Annotated in this window: 14 protein-coding genes; 5 read left to right on the forward strand and 9 right to left on the reverse strand. The window is 59.4% G+C overall.

Translation table 11 applies throughout. The features are described from left to right. The first annotated feature begins 366 nt into the window (after positions 1-366). The 3 genes from HX898_RS02760 (at position 367) to HX898_RS02770 (ending at position 1,373) form a co-directional block, all read left to right on the forward strand. The gene (locus tag HX898_RS02760) at positions 367-576 is read left to right on the forward strand and encodes a hypothetical protein (protein ID WP_138329026.1); all 210 of its coding nucleotides are present in this window, start codon (positions 367-369) and stop codon (positions 574-576) included. A 365-nt stretch (positions 577-941) separates the two neighbouring features. Next, positions 942-1,097, forward strand: coding sequence for a terminase small subunit (locus HX898_RS02765; RefSeq protein WP_180193930.1), 156 nt, complete (start codon positions 942-944; stop codon positions 1,095-1,097). 48 nt (positions 1,098-1,145) lie between these two features. Continuing rightward, positions 1,146-1,373: a hypothetical protein gene (locus HX898_RS02770; RefSeq protein WP_180193931.1), complete on the forward strand. Its 228-nt coding sequence runs from the start codon at positions 1,146-1,148 to the stop codon at positions 1,371-1,373. Positions 1,374-1,396: 23 nt separating this feature from the next. Here HX898_RS02770 and HX898_RS02775 read toward each other — a convergent pair whose 3' ends face one another. The 3 genes from HX898_RS02775 to HX898_RS02785 all read right to left on the reverse strand — a co-directional run bounded on the left by HX898_RS02775 (position 1,397) and on the right by HX898_RS02785 (position 2,964). After that, positions 1,397-1,606 (reverse strand): hypothetical protein, encoded by a 210-nt coding sequence (locus HX898_RS02775; RefSeq protein WP_138330007.1) that lies wholly within the window; start codon positions 1,604-1,606, stop codon positions 1,397-1,399. A 196-nt stretch (positions 1,607-1,802) separates the two neighbouring features. After that, the gene (locus HX898_RS02780; RefSeq protein WP_180193932.1) at positions 1,803-2,084 is read right to left on the reverse strand and encodes a hypothetical protein; all 282 of its coding nucleotides are present in this window, start codon (positions 2,082-2,084) and stop codon (positions 1,803-1,805) included. Between the two features lie 43 nt (positions 2,085-2,127). After that, positions 2,128-2,964, reverse strand: coding sequence for an alpha/beta hydrolase (locus HX898_RS02785; RefSeq protein WP_180193933.1), 837 nt, complete (start codon positions 2,962-2,964; stop codon positions 2,128-2,130). A 586-nt stretch (positions 2,965-3,550) separates the two neighbouring features. Here HX898_RS02785 and HX898_RS02790 point away from each other — a divergent pair. After that, on the forward strand, positions 3,551-4,507 hold the full coding sequence (locus HX898_RS02790) for a trypsin-like peptidase domain-containing protein (protein ID WP_180193934.1): 957 nt from the start codon (positions 3,551-3,553) through the stop codon (positions 4,505-4,507). Between the two features lie 38 nt (positions 4,508-4,545). Here the strand turns inward: HX898_RS02790 and dusA are convergent, their stop codons facing one another. The 3 genes from dusA to HX898_RS02805 all read right to left on the reverse strand — a co-directional run bounded on the left by dusA (position 4,546) and on the right by HX898_RS02805 (position 7,176). Beyond that, complete coding sequence (gene dusA, locus HX898_RS02795; RefSeq protein WP_180193935.1) at positions 4,546-5,547, reverse strand: tRNA dihydrouridine(20/20a) synthase DusA; 1,002 nt, start codon at positions 5,545-5,547, stop codon at positions 4,546-4,548. 188 nt (positions 5,548-5,735) lie between these two features. Next, positions 5,736-5,948 carry a cold-shock protein gene (locus HX898_RS02800; RefSeq protein ID WP_003540801.1) on the reverse strand — a complete coding sequence of 71 codons (213 nt, stop codon included), beginning with the start codon at positions 5,946-5,948 and terminating at the stop codon, positions 5,736-5,738. A gap of 760 nt (positions 5,949-6,708) precedes the next feature. Continuing rightward, the gene (locus tag HX898_RS02805; protein WP_180193936.1) at positions 6,709-7,176 is read right to left on the reverse strand and encodes a DUF3828 domain-containing protein; all 468 of its coding nucleotides are present in this window, start codon (positions 7,174-7,176) and stop codon (positions 6,709-6,711) included. A 179-nt stretch (positions 7,177-7,355) separates the two neighbouring features. On the opposite strand from HX898_RS02805, the gene HX898_RS02810 reads away from it, so the two are divergent. After that, a complete protein-coding gene (locus tag HX898_RS02810; protein ID WP_011652481.1) occupies positions 7,356-7,667 on the forward strand; it encodes an antibiotic biosynthesis monooxygenase family protein in 312 nt (103 codons plus the stop codon). 85 nt (positions 7,668-7,752) lie between these two features. On the opposite strand, the gene HX898_RS02815 is transcribed toward HX898_RS02810, so the two are convergent. The 3 genes from HX898_RS02815 to HX898_RS02825 all read right to left on the reverse strand — a co-directional run bounded on the left by HX898_RS02815 (position 7,753) and on the right by HX898_RS02825 (position 16,438). Beyond that, positions 7,753-9,954: a cadherin domain-containing protein gene (locus HX898_RS02815; RefSeq protein ID WP_180193937.1), complete on the reverse strand. Its 2,202-nt coding sequence runs from the start codon at positions 9,952-9,954 to the stop codon at positions 7,753-7,755. Between the two features lie 171 nt (positions 9,955-10,125). Continuing rightward, positions 10,126-13,434 carry a cadherin domain-containing protein gene (locus tag HX898_RS02820; protein WP_180193938.1) on the reverse strand — a complete coding sequence of 1,103 codons (3,309 nt, stop codon included), beginning with the start codon at positions 13,432-13,434 and terminating at the stop codon, positions 10,126-10,128. A 232-nt stretch (positions 13,435-13,666) separates the two neighbouring features. After that, on the reverse strand, positions 13,667-16,438 hold the full coding sequence (locus HX898_RS02825; RefSeq protein ID WP_180193939.1) for a metal-binding protein: 2,772 nt from the start codon (positions 16,436-16,438) through the stop codon (positions 13,667-13,669). Positions 16,439-16,657 lie beyond the last annotated feature (219 nt).

Genomic DNA, 16,657 nt, shown 5'->3' on the forward strand with positions numbered 1-16,657 from the left:
CCTGTGCACCACTACCGGACGGCAGGAACCGACCGGTCCGAAAACGCTGCACAGCTTCGCCACCGCCAATGGGCGGGAATGTCTGAGAAGATCGCACCGACGACGCGGCGCAGACGAACTTTACTCTTATCGAAGCTCAATGTCGGACGGCTCGTTCGGGGGCCGGCATGTGCGTCGAAAGCGCGACAGCAATCTCTCTTGAAATCATAGAGCGGTTTCTGGTGTTCAATATTAAAACGGCGGTCAACCTCATGTGTAACGAAGTATTAACTTCGTTTGGTAACCAGATATTAAGACTTTCCTTGAGCTGTTTTGCTGTTTCTGTTTTCGTGCGCCGGCAAATACTCTGAGGTAAGGGGCTTCCACATGGCGCAACCGACGCAATACATCATCATGGAGCCGCTGGGTGGCATGACCGATCTCGACTCCATACGCATGAGGCTTGCCGAGGTCGGGCTGGCCCGCGAGGCGTTCTCCCTGGATTCGGATGCAGGCCGACTCAGGCTGACCTTCTGGGAGCCGGATCGAATTGAGGCATTGCGCATATTGGCGCGGCTGGATCATTCCAATCCATGATGATCGGGCACCCTCCGGGAAGAGAGAAACGTGACGTGCGCGATCGGCAGAGAATAATTTTGAAGGGGAGCAAAGACAAAATGACAACGATCAGTTTCCGACGTCCCAAGCCATCGGTGTGGAGCCGCGTGGTCGAAGCGCTTCGTGCGCTGTTTTTCGCTGGCGTATCCGGAGAATGGCATTGGCACGGCGATGTCATGCGTCGCCGGCTTTCCGACGGCACGATAGTGACCAGAGAGCCGACTCCGGGGGAGATTTACAACAGGGACAGAGGTCTGGCTTCGTAGGGCCTTCCCCGCGGCGCGCTTTTCACCCTGCCACCATCTCCCGCTACCATCGCCCTCTCATCGAGGGCACGATCACCAATGGCAGAACTGACGCCGAGGCAGCGCCTGTTTGTGGCGGAATATCTGAAGGATTTGAATGCGAAGCACGCGGCGGTGCGGACGGGGTATAGCGGAAAGTCGCGTGCCAATGGCAACCGCTTGATGGTGAATGAGGCTGTGCGGGCGGAGATTTAGAGAGCCTTAGCGCCACGTCTTGCCGAGACGGAGACTTCCGCCGAGTGCGTGCTTGTCGCCATTGCCGACATCGCGTTTGGTGATGTCCGTGACGTGTTCGATGACAAGAGGGCGCAGAAGGCGCCTTCGGAGTGGGATGAGCGGACGGCGGCAATCGTTGTGGGGCCGGAGATCGGCACCTCGGCCAGGGGCAAGGGGGAGGTGGTGCATGTGGCGAAGATCAAGCGGGCGGAACGGTTGCGGGCGCTGGAAAGGCGGTGTCGGACTCGCAGCTAGCTCGACGTCTCAAGCTATCAGGCTCACCTTCCGCCGGCCAGCAATCGAAGCTGGTTCTCGTCATGCACACCCTGGCGGTAAAGCTCGATGATGAGGGCGCCTAAGCGGTCGGCCTCTTTGCCTGATCGGTCGACCTTTAGCCCGCTACAGAGAGCTTCATGGACACGCCTGCACACATCGAGGTCCTCGGAGGCGAGCGGTTCGTCACGCGTGCTGAACAGCTTGTCTGACATCGCAATCTGCCCTTTTTGGATGCCGTGAATCGCTTTCGTGAAAAAAAAGATAATTTCGCGATCTTTGCTCTGCAAGATGGGCGAAGGTCCGAAATTCAAAAACTATTCGGGGCCTCGCACGGCAAGACGCGGGCGAGGGCTTCAGGGCATGGATATGGGGCGATCCGTGTGTCTGCCTGATGGATAGATGAGTGTGCTACTTGGTTGCGGGGTCCTTGGCGCGTTGCTGCGACAGGCGCAGCTCTTTCAGCCGCTTGGTTTTTTCCCGGCGAGCCCGCTGCTCCGCCTCGATGGTTTCCTTGGCGGCGCGCTCGGTGTTTTCGAAACGATCCTGCCGGTAAGCCTTTGATGAGGGTTCACGTTCTCTTTTCATGGCCGCTAAACGCAAATCGGCGAAAACGGTTTCATGGGAAAATGAGTCTCTGGCCGTCAATCGATCGACGTGGCCAGAACGCCGGCGTGCAGGATGGCAAGCCATCGTGGCAACCGGGCGCCTCATCGGCGCCCGGCAACATCACGGATCAGCCTTTGATGAAGGCGAGGATGTCGGGGTTTATGATATCGGCATGGGTGGTGCACATGCCGTGCGGGAATTTCTCGTAGACCTTCAGCGTGGCATTCTGCAGCAGCTTGGCCGAGAGCGGGGCGGAGTCGGCGATCGGCACGATCTGGTCGTCATCGCCGTGCATGACGAAGGTCGGCACGGTGATGATCTTCAGGTCTTCGGTGAAGTCGGTTTCCGAAAAGGCCTTGATGCCGTCGTAATGCGCTTTGGCGCCGCCGATCATGCCCTGGCGCCACCAATTGTTGACGATCGGCTCCGACACTTTCGCGCCCGGCCGGTTGAAGCTGTAGAACGGGCCGGCCGGCAGATCGCGATAGAATTGCGAGCGGTTGGCGGCGAGCTGCTTGCGCAGGTCGTCGAAGACTTCGATCGGCAGGCCGCCGGGATTGGCATCCGTTTTCACCATGAGGGGCGGCACGGCGCCGATGATCACCAGCTTTGCGACGCGGCCCTGCGGCTGGCCGTGGCGGGCGACGTAATGGGTCGCTTCGCCGCCGCCGGTGGAGTGGCCGACATGGACGGTGTTCCTGAGATCGAGATGCTCGACGACGGCTGCGGCATCGGCGGCGTAGTGATCCATGTCGTGACCGTCGCCCACCTGGGTCGAGCGGCCATGGCCGCGCCGGTCATGAGCAACGACCCGGTAGCCCTTCTCAAGGAAGTACAGCATTTGGGCATCCCAGTCGTCGGAGCAGAGCGGCCAGCCATGATGGAACATGATCGGCTGGGCGCTCTTCGACCCCCAGTCCTTGTAGAAGATCTCGACGCCGTCCTTGGTGGTAACCGTGCTCATCTTTTGGCTCCGTTGGTTGGGGTTGGTTGGATTAATGCGGTCAGAAGTTTGCGCCGTTGCCGGCAGAAAGGCCACGAGCGCCGTTGCGCCGGAGGCTAGGGGCAAGAAGGTCGCGCCTGATCAACCGGCTCGGTATATGTTGATGTGCTTATTGAATGCCTCTTTCTATTCTGTTGATATGACAGAAGTTTGTACGTCTCCGCGAGATGGGTGTAGCACCCGCCCATTTCGCATGACGCGAAGGGGCTGGGTGATCCTCGCCTGGCTGCTTCGCGCTGCGAACATTCTTTAAATCCACGGTATCTCGGCTGTCGGCCACCTCAAGCTGGTTCGTCATGGGCGAGGCGAACGTCTGTAATGAGCCATCTTTTTAATATTCGTTCAATATATCCGTCCGGGTAGTTCAATATATCTGTCCGGGGTAGGTGTGTTCCCGTTCTGGCGCCGCGTGCAGCTGGCGCTCACTTGAACGCGGTTCATCGCCCAACCATCTAATCCTCATACAACAGCACAATGGCGAACCGTCGCAATAGCGACCGCTTCGCCGGCGGCGGGACGGCCGTTACTGCCGCCTGAGGATCAAATAATGGGTTACATGGATAAGGACATAGCGCCTCAAAATGATGGGGCGCTGATCGATGCCTATTCGCAATCGATCGCAGCAGCTGTCGATACGGTCGGGCCGGCAGTCAGCCGGATCGAGAGGGTAGGTGGCCGGCAGGGGCATGGTTCGGGCTTCGCTATTTCGCCTGACGGCCTGATCATCACCAACAGCCACGTCGTCGACGACGCCAAGGCCGTTCGCATCACCACGCCCGATGGCTTCGTCACCGAGGGTCGGGTGCTCGGCCGGGATGTGGATACCGATATCGCCCTCATTCGCGCCAATACAAGCACCGGCGCCTGGGCGAAGCTCGGAGACTCCCAGCGCCTGCGCAGGGGGCATATCGCAATCGCGATCGGAAACCCACTCGGCTTCGAATGGACTGTTACCGCCGGTATCGTCTCGGCGCTCGGCCGGTCGATGCGGGCTGCCAGCGGCCGGCCGATGGAGGATGTCATCCAGACCGATGCGGCGCTCAATCCCGGCAACTCCGGCGGGCCGCTGGTGTCTTCGGGCGGAGAGGTCATCGGCGTCAACACCGCCGTCATTCAGGGGGCGCAGAGCATCGCCTTTGCCGTGGCGTCGAACACGGCCAACTTCGTGGTTTCGGAGATTCTTCGCTATGGCCAGGTCAGGCGCGCCTTCATCGGCATAGCAGGCGATACGATCGTGCTGCCGCGCCGGGTGGCGCTTGCGGCGGGCACTGTGCAGACGACCTCCGTTCGCATCCGGCGCGTCGAGCCGGAGGGGCCGGCGGCAAAGGGAGGGCTGCAGGAGGGCGATTATATCCTCGCCATCGACGGCAGCCCGGTCGGCGGCGTCGACGACATCGTCCGATTGATGGATGGCAGCAGGATCGGCAGGGATACGGAAATCCTGGTGTTTTCGGTGGCGGGTCAGATCGAGAAGAAGATCTTGCTGCCGATGGCGCGCTCATGACGCCGCGCTTCGGCGCCATGACAAGACATCACCTTACGTCAGGCGCTGACTGCTTCCTGATCCGTCCCCGAGAAATCCACTGCCGCAAAGGCCGCCGCCAACACTTCCGGCCCGGCGCCGGTTTTCGCCGCATCGGTCGAGAGGATCTGACGGTAGCGGCGGGCGCCGGGCAAGCCGGTGAAGAGACCGACCATGTGGCGGGCCACGTGCTGCAGCCGGCCGCCGCTGGCGATGTGGCGTTCGGCATAGACCATCATCCGGTCACGCAGGGCCTCCCAATCCGGTTCGGCCGCAGGCGCACCAAAGAAGCGCTGGTCGATGGCGGCAAGGATCGCGGCATTCTGATAGGCGGCGCGGCCGAGCATGACGCCGTCGACATGTTCGAGATGGACGGCGGCTTCGTCGAGCGTGCGGATACCGCCGTTGATGCCGATGAAGACATCGGGCCAGCGCTGCTTCATCCGATAGACGATCTCGTAGTCGAGCGGCGGGATCTCGCGGTTTTCTTTGGGGCTCAGGCCCTTCAGCCAGGCCTTGCGCGCATGGATCCAGATCGCATCGGCGCCGGCATCGAGAACGCGGGTGATCAGCTCCGGCAGCGCCTGTTCCGGCTCCTGCTCGTCGACGCCGATCCGGCATTTCACCGTCACCGGCACGGTCGCAACCCTCTTCATTGCCGCGATGCATTCGGCCACCGTTTCCGGCGTCAACATCAGGCAGGCGCCGAAGGTGCCGGACTGCACCCGGTCGGAAGGGCAGCCGACGTTGAGGTTGATCTCGTCATAACCGTAGGGCTGGGCGATCTTCACCGCCTCGGCAAGTTTTGCCGGGTCCGATCCGCCGAGCTGCAGCGCCAGCGGATGCTCGGCGGCGTCATGGCCGAGCAGCCGGTCGCGCGGGCCGTGGATGATCGCATCGGCCACCACCATCTCGGTATAGAGCAGCGCCTCGCGGCTGATCTGCCGGTGGAAATAACGGCAATGCCGATCCGTCCAGTCGATCATCGGGGCGACCGCAAAAATTGGCCTCTTCTGCGTCATCGACGTTCCATTGTTCGTTGTTCTCTGGGGGCCCGCAATACGGCGCCGTACCACCGCAGGGGCGGGATCATCCATAAAGGGCGCATATAACACTTGCCAATACGATCGACAAATGACCGCCAATCACCGCAAACAGAAACGGCGCCCCTTGCGGAGCGCCGTTCATCCCGCGTGAGCGGAAGTCTGACTTACGAAGCCGAGATGTTGACAGCCTTCGGGCCCTTGCCCATGCGGTCCGGCTCGGTGTCGAAGGTAACCTGCTGGCCTTCGCGCAGCGACTGGATGCCAGAAGCCTGCAGCGCAGAGATATGGACAAAAACGTCCTTTGCGCCGCCGTCCGGCGTGATGAAACCAAAACCCTTGTCCTGGTTGAAGAATTTTACGGTGCCCTTGGTGGCCATTGGGATCGTCCTTTTCCCTTAGTCTGTGTAGTATCCGCGCCCCCGAGAGGAAGCGGACGGCTTTAGCTTTCGCCCCGATCGATTGGGACGAAGGGTCAGTCGGAGAAGTCACGTACGGGGAAAGAACGTCTACGTAGGCGGGTAGTCCCGCGCCGCCTTCCAAACGGAAGGGATTACCACATCAGTCCAGTCACCGGCATGCAAATGCCCGAGTAAGTCAATTCGTGCCAGCATTTCGGGCAAAAAGCAAGCGGGATTATTGTGGCATGCCCGCATCGATACCGGGAAATGCCGAAGATTCAGATACTTGACGATGGGTTAACGGATTCTTGCACGCCTGTGCCATATCGGGATTCCGTGCCGAAGCGGGATGACGGGCGGATTCGATAGCCGGGCATGGATTTCGTGGGGCGGTCGGGGCGGCGGGCACATCGATCAGCCCTCATGGTGAAGAGGATCGCAGAGTCTGCTCTCCAGTGTTCCTCGCGCCGTCTTTGCTCCGCCCTCATCGTAAGGTGCGCAGGCCAAAGGCCGGAGCCTCGAAGGACGGGGGCGGCCACCGGCGCCATTGCCTTCGATTTTGCATAGGGGCTTTGTGGAATGCAGGTAAGGAGCTTCCACGCCCGCCCTCGTGGTTCGAGACGGCCCCTTGGGCCTCCTCACCATGAGGGTTCTCTTTGGCGCCTGCGGCTTTTATTCTACAGCTAGTTCAATTGTCCGCTCCATCCTCGTCGTAGGCGAGCCCCCCAAGGCTTCCCACCTACTGCGCATCCCCCAGCAACGCGCTCAGGCTCCACGGATTATCCCCCTGCTGGTTGGCGATATCGTCGACCTTCCAGCCGCCGTGTTCGCGCACCAGGGTATAGAAGAGCGTCACCTCTTCGCCGTTTTCGAACTGCACCTCCACCTCGGCCTTGTCATCCAGCAGGATCGGTTGGCCGATCCTGACGTCGCTGGCGGCGCCGTCCTGGCCTGCGATGACTGGATCGAAGTCGATCGCGCCGACATCGCCCTCCGGTGTGTTGTCGAGATCGGTCTGAAGGAGCTCGTTCAGGTGGTCGGAGAAGAAGGTCGAATAGGGCGATGGCGCCTCGGCGTCGCTGTTGTCGGTGTCGTAGCTATAGAGCGCCTTGAGCAGCGCCTTCGGCGTCTTGTAGGTCTGCGCCGATGCCGGCAAGGCTGCGACCGCCGACACGGCGAGGGCGAGGATGAATGTGGGCAGGCGCATGCGGGCTCTCCTCGATGAGCGGTGAATCATAGCGGAATCGGGCGCTGAGGTGGAGCGGCATTTTAGGGGCGGGTTGTCAGGATCTGCCGTGGTCATCGGCCCGTTCCAATGACCACGCTCCACGCTTGTTTGTGACAGGCGCCCGGGCGAGACTTCCAAATCAAGCTGGGGAGGGTGAGATGAAATGCATCGTCGGATTTTTTATGACCAAGCCTGGAAAGCGCCATGCCTATCTGGCAGCGGCGCAGAACCATCTCGAACAGAGCCGGCTCGACCCGGATTGTCTCTATATCGAGCTGGTGCCGATGCCCGAGCATCCCGACAAGATTCTGTTGGCCGAGGCCTTCACCAGCGAGGAAGCGCATCGCCGGCACGAGGATACGGACCACATGCGCGAGCTATGGGCCGTCGGCCCGACGCTGCTGTCGCATGTCGTTATCGACAATGTGATTTCCGCTCAGGTGGAGCATATCGACGAGCGGTTTGACTGATGCGTGCCTGATGTCGCGCGGCCACCTATCGGTGGGGCTTGTACGACTGCAAGTCCCACCTCGGTGCCCGGCAATTCTGTCGCGGCTAAATCAACGCCTCATGTGACAAGCTCGAAACCGACGGCTCGAAGACGTCCTTCACGGCAAGCGTGAAATCGTGGCTGGTGACGTTTCCGGCCGCGTCGTAGGCTTCGGCAGTGAAGGTCAGGCTGTGGGTGCTTTCGTAGTCGATTGCAGCCTTCGTCTGGATCTTGTTGCCGACGAGCTTGAAGATGCCGTCAGCATCGTCCGTCAGCCGCCATTTCACCGTGTCGCCTTCCGGATCCTTTGCCGTGAGCAGGCCGACGGAGGTACCGATCGCGACATTCTCGGAGATCGAGCTGCGCGAGAAGGCGAGATTGGTCGGCGCCTTGTTGACGGCGGCCTCGTTGACGTCGAGCACGTTGATCGTGATGTCCTTTTGGACGGTGACCTTGCCGTCGGAGACAGCGACCCTAATCGTGTGCGACGTCGTCGTCTCGTAGTCCAAGGCCTTCGAGGTGACGATGCGATTGCCCTTTATCCGGAAATGATCGTCGGCGGCGTCGAGCAGCGTGTAGGTGAGGGCGTCGCCGTCGGCGTCGCGCGCGCTTAGCAGGCCGACCGTGGTCCAGATCGGCGTGTCTTCGGAGACCGCAGTTTTCGAAAGCTGAATATTGGTCGGCGCTTTGTTGGCGGGCGTAAAGGTTTCCGTAGCGAAATCATAGATGCCATCGGCAAAACGGGCAGATTCGACGTCGATCAAGATATCCTTGCCTTCCAGGGCGCTGGTCAGAACATGGCTGCCATTGTTGATCGCGAAGGAATAGCTGGCGAAATCGCCGGAGAAAACGGCCATGTCGAGGCCCGCGCCGCCGTCGAAAATGTCGTTGCCGTGGGTGCTCGTAAACTCGTCGTCTCCGCCGCCGGTCTTGACGTCAATGCCAGAGACATTGCCGGCAATAACAGCACCGAGATCCCCCAGTTCGTCGGAAAGATCGAGGTGGGCGCCGTCCGTTAATGACAACAAGACGGCATAGTTGTCGGTGGAATTGTTCGCGAAGACGATCTTGTCGAAGCTTTCGAACTGCGTGGACGAACCGGCGATCACGTAGCCATACGTTTCAAAGATTTCAACGTTCTTGATCGTTAGGCCCGTTAGCGTAGGAGCACGCAGGATATCAATCCCGGTACCGCCATCAATCGCTCCGGACAGCACGCCACCGGATGTCTGCACGATTATGGCGTCGTTACCCTCGCCCGCATCGATGTCTAAGACTTCCGGGTAAACGCCGAAAGATTCACCATCGAAGATCGAATCGTTGCCTGCTCCACCCCTTATGACATCCTTCCCGAAACCGCCGTTGATTTGGTCGTTACCTTCACCGCCGGTCAGCGCGTCATCTCCACCATAGCCATCGAGGACGTCATCGCCGGCGCGGGCATCGAAAACATCATTGCCATCGGTACCTGATAATTGATCATTGCCCGCATCCGTCGTCACATCGATGCTGGTAACCGCCGCATAGATTTGGACTCCGCTAGTACCTAATTTGCCGGAAAGGTCGGCATGTGCGCTGCCCGACAGCCGCAAGACGATGTCAGAGTTGCTGTTCTGGGCAACAATCTTGTCGAAGTTGTCAAATTGTGCGGCCGATCCTGTAACTCCGAGTTCCCCAGACTCGAGAACCTCGAAATTCTTGATCGTCAGACCAGTAAGAAAGCTGGCTCGCAGCGTGTCGACACCGTCGCCGCCGTCGATGGTTCCGGACACGCTGGCGTTGATGCTGTTTGATAAACTCACGGTGTCATTGCCAACGCCCGCGTCAATGTCGAAGACCTCAGGGTTAACAGAATAATAAAAGCCATCCTCTATCGTGTCGTCGCCCGCGCCGCCACGGATGATATCGTCTCCAAGGCGGCCAAAAAGCTGGTCGCTACCCTCGCCACCAAAAAGGGCGTCATTTCCATCGCCACCGTCGATCAAATCGTCTCCGGCTCCACCACTCAGAGTGTCTGCGCCGGCACGACCGGAAATGGCGTCGTTGCCGCCGCCTGTTGTGATCGTATTGGCACTGTCCGAGCCGAACACGTCTGCCGAGACCGAACCCAACTCGTCAGCAAGGTCTGCCGTGCTGGAGTCGGAGACTGACAGAGTGATCCTTGCGAGGGGACTGGTGGCGGAGTAGCGGATGACGTCATACGCTTCGAATTCAGCGCCAGTCTTGGTAACAGGCCCGCCGTACACGTTCAGAATATTCAAAGCCATATTTTAACTTTCCAGAAGATGCATTGCGCTCTGCCAGAACGGGTGGTGTCTTTTCTTCCGTTCCTGGTGGTGCTCGTTTAAGCGGGCGCGCCGACGCTTTCTGCCGGAGCGCCTAATTTTTCCGAGCCATTGCGGGACGTAGGTCTGCTTCGAGCAATGGCGGTGTTGCGGCTAAATCAACGCCTCATGCGACAAGCTCGAAACCCACGGCTCGAAGACGTCCTTTACTGCCACCGTGAAATCGTGGCTGGTGACGTTTCCGGCCGCGTCATAGGCTTCGGCGGTGAAGGTCAGGCTGTGGGTGCTTTCGTAGTCGATCGCAGCCTTGGTCTGGATCTTGTTGCCGACGAGTTTGAAGATGCCGTCAGCGTCGTCCGTCAGCCGCCATTTCACCGTGTCGCCTTCCGGATCCTTTGCCGTGAGCAGGCCGACGGAGGTGCCGATCGCGACATTCTCGGAGATCGAGCTGCGCGAGAAGGCGAGATTGGTCGGCGCCTTGTTGACGGGGGCTTCGTTGACGTCGAGCACGTTGATCGTGATGTCCTTTTCGACCGTGACCTTGCCATCCGAAACAGCGACCTTGATCGTGTGCGACTTGGCGGTCTCGTAGTCCAGCGCCTTCGAGGTGACGATGCGGTTGCCATTGATCCGGAAGTGGTCGTTGGCTCCGTCGAGCAGCGAATAGGTGAGCGTGTCGCCATCGGCGTCTTTGGCGCTGAGCAGGCCGACCGTGGTCCAGATCTGCGTGCTCTCCAACAGGGAAGTTTTCGAAAGCTGGATATTGGTGGGCGCGCTGTTGCTACCGTCGGGCGTGAACTTTCCCTTGGCGAAATCGTAGACGCCGTCGGCAAAACGGGCGAATTCAACATCGGTCAGCGTATCCTTGCCCTCCAGGGCACTCGTCAGGATGTGGCTGCCATTGTTCAATGCGAAAGTGTATTTGGCGAAATTGCCTGAGAAGACCGCCGTATCGATGCCCGCACCGCCCAAAAGCACGTCGTTGCCGGCGCCGCCTTCGAATTTGTCATTGCCGCCGGTTCCGAAGAAATAGTCGTCGCCGCCGCCGGTCTTGACGTCGATGCCGAAGGCGGTGCCGAAGATGTCGACGTGGCGGTTTGCCAGTTCGTCGGAGAGGTCGGCATGGGCGCTGTCCGTCAACGTCAGTGCGAGGACATCGTTCTCATAGCCCGGCATTTCGTATTTGACGATCTTGTCGAAGCTTTCGAACTGGGCGGCCGAAGCAAGAACCTCGGCTCCCGCCGTTTCAAGAATTTCGACGTTCTTGATCGTCAGGCCGGCAAGCCCGATGAATTCCATGCTGGGGCCCAAGGTCGGCTCGATGACGCGCAGCGTATCCGCGCCGGCGCCGCCGTCGATCACTCCGGAAATCGCGGAAGAGTGTGTCCGCAAGGTGATCGCATCGTTGCCTTCGCCGGCGTCGATATCGAAGGTCTCGGGAGTGGTGGAAACATTGTCGCCGTCGAAGATTGCGTCGTTGCCCGCACCGCCGGTCAGCTTGTCATTGCCGCCATTGCCAGAGATCGTGTCGTTGCCGGTGCCGCCGTCCAAAATGTCATTGCCAGCGGCACCGTGTAGATAGTCGTTGCCGCCGCCGGTCTTGACGTCGATACTGGAGTCCGTGCCGCCGATGGTGACCGAATTGTTTGCCAGTTCGTCGGAAAGATCGAGATGGCTGCCGTCCGTCAATCTCAAGGAGATGGGAAACTGATCGGTCGGACCGGTCGAGCTGATGATCTTGTCGAAGCTTTCGAACTGAGCGGACGATCCTTTAGTCTCGATCGCCGACGCGCTGAGGATTTCAAAGTTCTTGATCGTCAGGCCCGTCATATCATTGGCTTTTAGCGTGTCGATGCCGGAGCCGCCATCGACTGTTCCGGACAACTGATGACCGAAGAGGCCCTTGACCAGGGTCACGCCGTCGTCGCCAGTGCCAGCATCGATATTGAAGACCTCAGCGACGTTAGCAAAACTATCGCCATCGCTGATCGAGTCGTTACCCGCACCGCCCCTGATGACGTCATTGCCGAGACGGCCGGAGAGCCCGTCATTCCCGTCTCCGCCATCTAAAGTGTCATTGCCAGCGGTACCGCCCAAGAGGTCGTCGCCGCTACCCGTCGTCACGTCCATGCTGGAGCCGCTGCCGACGATTTGGACCTTACGGCTTCCCAACTCGTCGGAAAGATCGAGATGGGCGCCGTCCGTCACTTGCATGAGGATGATATTGGCCGGATTGTCCGTGTTTGTGATCTTGTCGAAGCTTTCGAACTGCGCCGCCGAGCCAATCGCCCATGTTCCCGTATCAAGGATTTCGAAGTTCTTGATCGTCAGGCCCGTCAGAAGACCGGCCTGCAGTTTGTCAGTGCCGGCACCGCCATCGACCGTTCCGGAATCGGCGATGCTGTCATAGTTCTGCAAGATCACGGTGTCATTGCCATCGCCAGCATCAATGTCGAAGGCTTCGGAGCCAATGCCACTGAAAAATTGGCCATCCATAATCTTGTCGTTGCCGCCGCCGCCCCTGATGACGTCGTTTCCGTAGCCGCCATCGATGGTGTCGTTGCCAGCTCCGCCGGTCAACCGGTCATTTCCTGCATTGCCGTCGATGACGTCGTCACCGGCGCCTCCATCCAGGATGTCATTTCCGCTGAGCCCGATGAGATGGTCCCGGGTACCGCCGGTGGTGACGTCGATACTGGTAGTGTCCTTGTCAGGAGAGATGTAGACCACGCTGGGCCCGATCTCCTGCGAGAGATCGACATGGGCGCCGTCCGTCAACCGCAAGGTGATCGTAGGAGTGAAGCCGGGACCGAGGTTGGGGGTGATAATCTTCTCGAAGCTTTCGAACTGCGCGGACGATCCGGTAACTTCCAATCCTTGCGTGTCAAGGATTTCGAAGCTTTTGAGCGTCAGGCCGGTCAAATTGGTGGCTTGCAGCGTGTCGACACCGGGACCGCCATCGACTTTGCCCGAGGGTGTACTGCCGACCTCCTGCAACAACGACACGGTGTCCTTGCCCTCACCTGCATCGATATTGAAGACTCCGGTCGTAGAACCTTCATCGACAATCCAATCGTCGCCTGCGCCACCCTTGATGACGTCATTGCCGGCGCCGCCGAAGAGATTGTCGTTGCCGTCACCACCATTTAGTACGTCGTCGCCAGCTTCGCCTTTGATCAGGTCGTCGCCAACGCCGCCGCTCAGCGTGTCTGCACCATCACCACCCGAGATGGTGTCATTGCCTGCGCCCGTCGTGATCGTGTTGTCACCGCTCGAGCCTGTCACGTTCGCGGAGACCGAGCCCAGTTCGTCGGCCAGATCTGCCACGCCGGAATCGGAGACGACCAGAGTGACGGCGGCGAGGGGAGTAGCTTCGGAGTGGCGGATAACGTCGTATGCTTCGAACTCAGCGCCGGTCCTGGTAAGCGTCGTGCCGTTCGTGTCCAGAATATTCAAGGCCATGTTAAACTTTCCAGAAGATACGTTGGATTCTGCAAGAACGGGATTGTGTCTTTTCTGCCGTTCCGGGTGGAGAAGGTTCGTGTCGGAGGCGGCAGCCACCTTCTTTGGAAAGCGGCGACCGCAGGTTGGAACTCGGGGCAGTGGCAGCGCCGGGTGCTCGTTTAAGCGGGCACGCGGGCGCATTCTGCGCTTGTCGCGGGACGCATTTCTGCGTCCCGCGACAAGGTCGTTGCTAGATGAGCGCGTCGTGCAGCAGGCTCGAAACCGACAGCTCGAAGACGTCCTTTACTGCAAGCGTGAAATCGTGGCTGGTGACGTTTCCTGCCGCGTCGTAGGCTTCGGCGGTGAAGGTCAGGCTGTGGGTGCTTTCGTAGTCGATCGCCGCCTTGGTCTGGATCTTATTGCCGACGAGCTTGAAGATGCCGTCAGCATCATCCGTCAGCCGCCATTTTACCGTGCCGCCTTCCGGATCGCGCGCCGAGAGAAGGCCGACCGAGGTGCCGATCGCGATATTCTCGGAGACCGAGCTGCGCGAGAAGGCGAGATTGGTCGGCGCCTTGTTAACAGGGGCTTCGTTGACGTCGAGGACGTTGATCGTGATGTCCTTTTCGACCGTGACCGTGCCATCGGAGACAGCCACCTTGATCGTGTGCGACTTGTCCGTCTCGTAGTCCAGCGCCTTCGAGGTGACGATGCGGTCGCCCTTTATCCGGAAGTGATCGTTCGCCCCGTCGATCAGCGTATAGGTGAGCGCGTCGCCATCGGCGTCCTTGGCGCTGAGCAGGCCGACCGTGGTCCAGATCGGCGTGTCCTCGGAGAGGGCGGTTTTCGAGAGCTGGATGTTGGTCGGCGCGTTATTGGTGCTCGTGAAGGTTCCCGTGGCGAATTCATAGACGCCGTTGGCAAAACGGGCGAATTCGACGTCGGTCAGGATATCCTCACCGTCCTGCCCGCTCAGGCTTATCACGACGTGGGATTCGTTGTCGTAGCGGTAGCCGAGCATATAGTCGGCGAACTTCGCGGAGAAGACCGCCGTGTCGGTGCCGGCGCCGCCATCGATGATGTCGTAGCCGCCGCCGCCCTCGAAAATGTCGTTGCCGTCGGTGCCCGTAAACTCGTCGTCGCCGTCGCCGGCTTTGACGTCAATGCTGGAGCCATAGCCGGTGATAAAAGCTCCGTGGCCTCCCAGCTCATCGGAAAGATCGAGGTGGGCGCTGTCCGTTATTGCCAGTGAGGGGCGAGAAACAACGTCGAACGGATTGATCGAGCCGACGATGCTATCAAAGCTTTCGAACTGCGCGCTCGAACCGGCAACCTGAAATCTTGCAGTGTCAAGGACTTCGAAGTTCTCGATCGTCAGACCTCTTAGATCGGGGGCTTGCAGCGTATCGAACCCATCACCGCCATTGACTGTTCCGGAGACCAGTGGAGCGAATGGCTGCACGATGACGACATCGTTTCCGTCGCCGGCGTCGATGTCCAAGACTTCCGGCACGAGCCCGAGATCCGGAGAGAAGTTGCCAACATCACCGTCGATGATCGTATCGTTGCCGGCGCCGCCTTTAATGACATCATTCCCGCCGTCGCCGAAGATCTGGTCATTGCCGGTGCTGCCATTCAGCGTGTCATTGCCAGATCCTCCATGGAGATGATCGTTTCCGGCGCCGCCGTTCAGTGTGTCTGCGCCGTAACCGCCCGAGATGATGTCGTTGCCTGCGCCTGTCGTGAGCGTATCGTCGCCGCTCGAGCCCGTCACATTTGCGGAGCCCGAACCCAGTTCGTCGGAAAGGTCTACCGTCCCGGAGTCCGAGATGACCAGGGTGGCCGCGACGAGAGGATTGATTTCGGAGTGGCGAATGACGTCGTAAGCTTCGAATTCGGTGCCGGTCTTGGTAATCGTGGCGCCGCTCGTCTCCAGGATATTCAAAGGGTTACCTGGCTCGGTACTGTCGACGGTGAAAGTTCCGGTGGCGAAATCGTAGACACCATCGGCAAAGCGCGCGAATTCGACGTCCGTCAGCGTATCCGTACCTTCGAGCGAGCTCGTGACGACATGCCTGCCATTTTCCAATGCAAGGGAATAGTCGGAAAAATTACCGGCGAAAACAGCCGTGTCGGTGCCGTCGCCACCATCGAGCTCGTCGTCGCCGTCGCCGCCGGTCAATTTGTCATTGCCGCCCCTGCCGTCGAAAATGTCGTTGCCGCCGCTGCCGTCGAAAATGTCGTTGACGTCGCTGCCCGCAAATACGTCGTCACCGTCGCCGGTCTTGACGTCAACGCCGGAGGGATTGTTCCAGCCCCAGATATGAGCTCGGCGGTCCGCCAGCTCGTCGGAAAGATCGAGGTGGGCGCTGTCCGTCAACTCCAAAATAGCGGAAAAATTGAAGACCGGATCGGTCGACCCGATGATCTTGTCAAAACTCTCGAACTGCGCGCTCGAACCGCTAACGGTAGATCTTTCCGTATTAAGTACTTCAATATTCTTGATCGTCACGTTGAGCGACGAGGTTTGCAGCGTATCGATTCCGGCACCGCCATCGACTGTTCCTGAAATCAGTGGATTGTATCTCTCCACGACTATGGAATCGTCGCCGTCACCGGCGTCGATGTCGGTGAGTTGCTGCTGGTCACCCGTTCCCGGCCAGGGGATGCCACCGTCAAAAATTGTATCGTTACCGGCGCCGCCGATCAATTTGTCGTCGCCGCTACCACCACTGATCACATCGTCGCCGGCGCCGCCGTTCAGCGTGTCATTGCCGTCGCTGCCTGAGATGGTGTCGTTGCCCGCGCCCGTCGTGATCGCATTGCCGTAGTAAGAGCCAATCACGTTTGCAGAGACCGAGCCCAGCTCGTCGGCCAGATCCGCCACGGACGAATCGGAAACAGTGAGGGAGACAGGTGCGGAAGGGCTGGCGGCAGAGTCGCGGATAACATCGTAAGCTTCGAACTCAGCGCCGGTCTTGGTAATTGTGGCGCCGTTCGTGTCCAGAATATTCAAGGTCATATATATATATATCTTTCCCCAAAAGATGCTTTGTACTCGGCAATATGAGACATCCCCGAAAGAACTGTTTTATTGCTCGGCGGACGACAACCCCTCGGGGATCTATGCCAATCCCCGGTCAAGTTTTCAATGCAAAATTGTGTCTTTTCATTGCTTTTTTAATGAAAAACTAAGAATGAAATACTGGGAAAAGAATTTTAATTTGAGAACTCAAAGACA

This window comes from Rhizobium sp. WYCCWR 11128, assembly GCF_013416305.1.
Lineage (GTDB): Bacteria > Pseudomonadota > Alphaproteobacteria > Rhizobiales > Rhizobiaceae > Rhizobium > Rhizobium indicum.

Excerpts from the sequence above, each read along its gene's own strand:
- HX898_RS02760 (WP_138329026.1), top strand. The coding sequence starts at position 367 with ATGGCGCAACCGACGCAATACATCATCATGGAGCCGCTGGGTGGCATG.
- HX898_RS02765 (WP_180193930.1), top strand. The coding sequence starts at position 942 with ATGGCAGAACTGACGCCGAGGCAGCGCCTGTTTGTGGCGGAATATCTG.
- HX898_RS02775 (WP_138330007.1), bottom strand. The coding sequence starts at position 1,606 with ATGTCAGACAAGCTGTTCAGCACGCGTGACGAACCGCTCGCCTCCGAG.
- HX898_RS02780 (WP_180193932.1), bottom strand. The coding sequence starts at position 2,084 with ATGGCTTGCCATCCTGCACGCCGGCGTTCTGGCCACGTCGATCGATTG.
- HX898_RS02785 (WP_180193933.1), bottom strand. The coding sequence starts at position 2,964 with ATGAGCACGGTTACCACCAAGGACGGCGTCGAGATCTTCTACAAGGAC.
- HX898_RS02790 (WP_180193934.1), top strand. The coding sequence starts at position 3,551 with ATGGGTTACATGGATAAGGACATAGCGCCTCAAAATGATGGGGCGCTG.
- dusA (WP_180193935.1), bottom strand. The coding sequence starts at position 5,547 with ATGACGCAGAAGAGGCCAATTTTTGCGGTCGCCCCGATGATCGACTGG.
- HX898_RS02800 (WP_003540801.1), bottom strand. The coding sequence starts at position 5,948 with ATGGCCACCAAGGGCACCGTAAAATTCTTCAACCAGGACAAGGGTTTT.
- HX898_RS02805 (WP_180193936.1), bottom strand. The coding sequence starts at position 7,176 with ATGCGCCTGCCCACATTCATCCTCGCCCTCGCCGTGTCGGCGGTCGCA.
- HX898_RS02810 (WP_011652481.1), top strand. The coding sequence starts at position 7,356 with ATGAAATGCATCGTCGGATTTTTTATGACCAAGCCTGGAAAGCGCCAT.
- HX898_RS02815 (WP_180193937.1), bottom strand. The coding sequence starts at position 9,954 with ATGGCTTTGAATATTCTGAACGTGTACGGCGGGCCTGTTACCAAGACT.
- HX898_RS02820 (WP_180193938.1), bottom strand. The coding sequence starts at position 13,434 with ATGGCCTTGAATATTCTGGACACGAACGGCACGACGCTTACCAGGACC.
- HX898_RS02825 (WP_180193939.1), bottom strand. The coding sequence starts at position 16,438 with ATGACCTTGAATATTCTGGACACGAACGGCGCCACAATTACCAAGACC.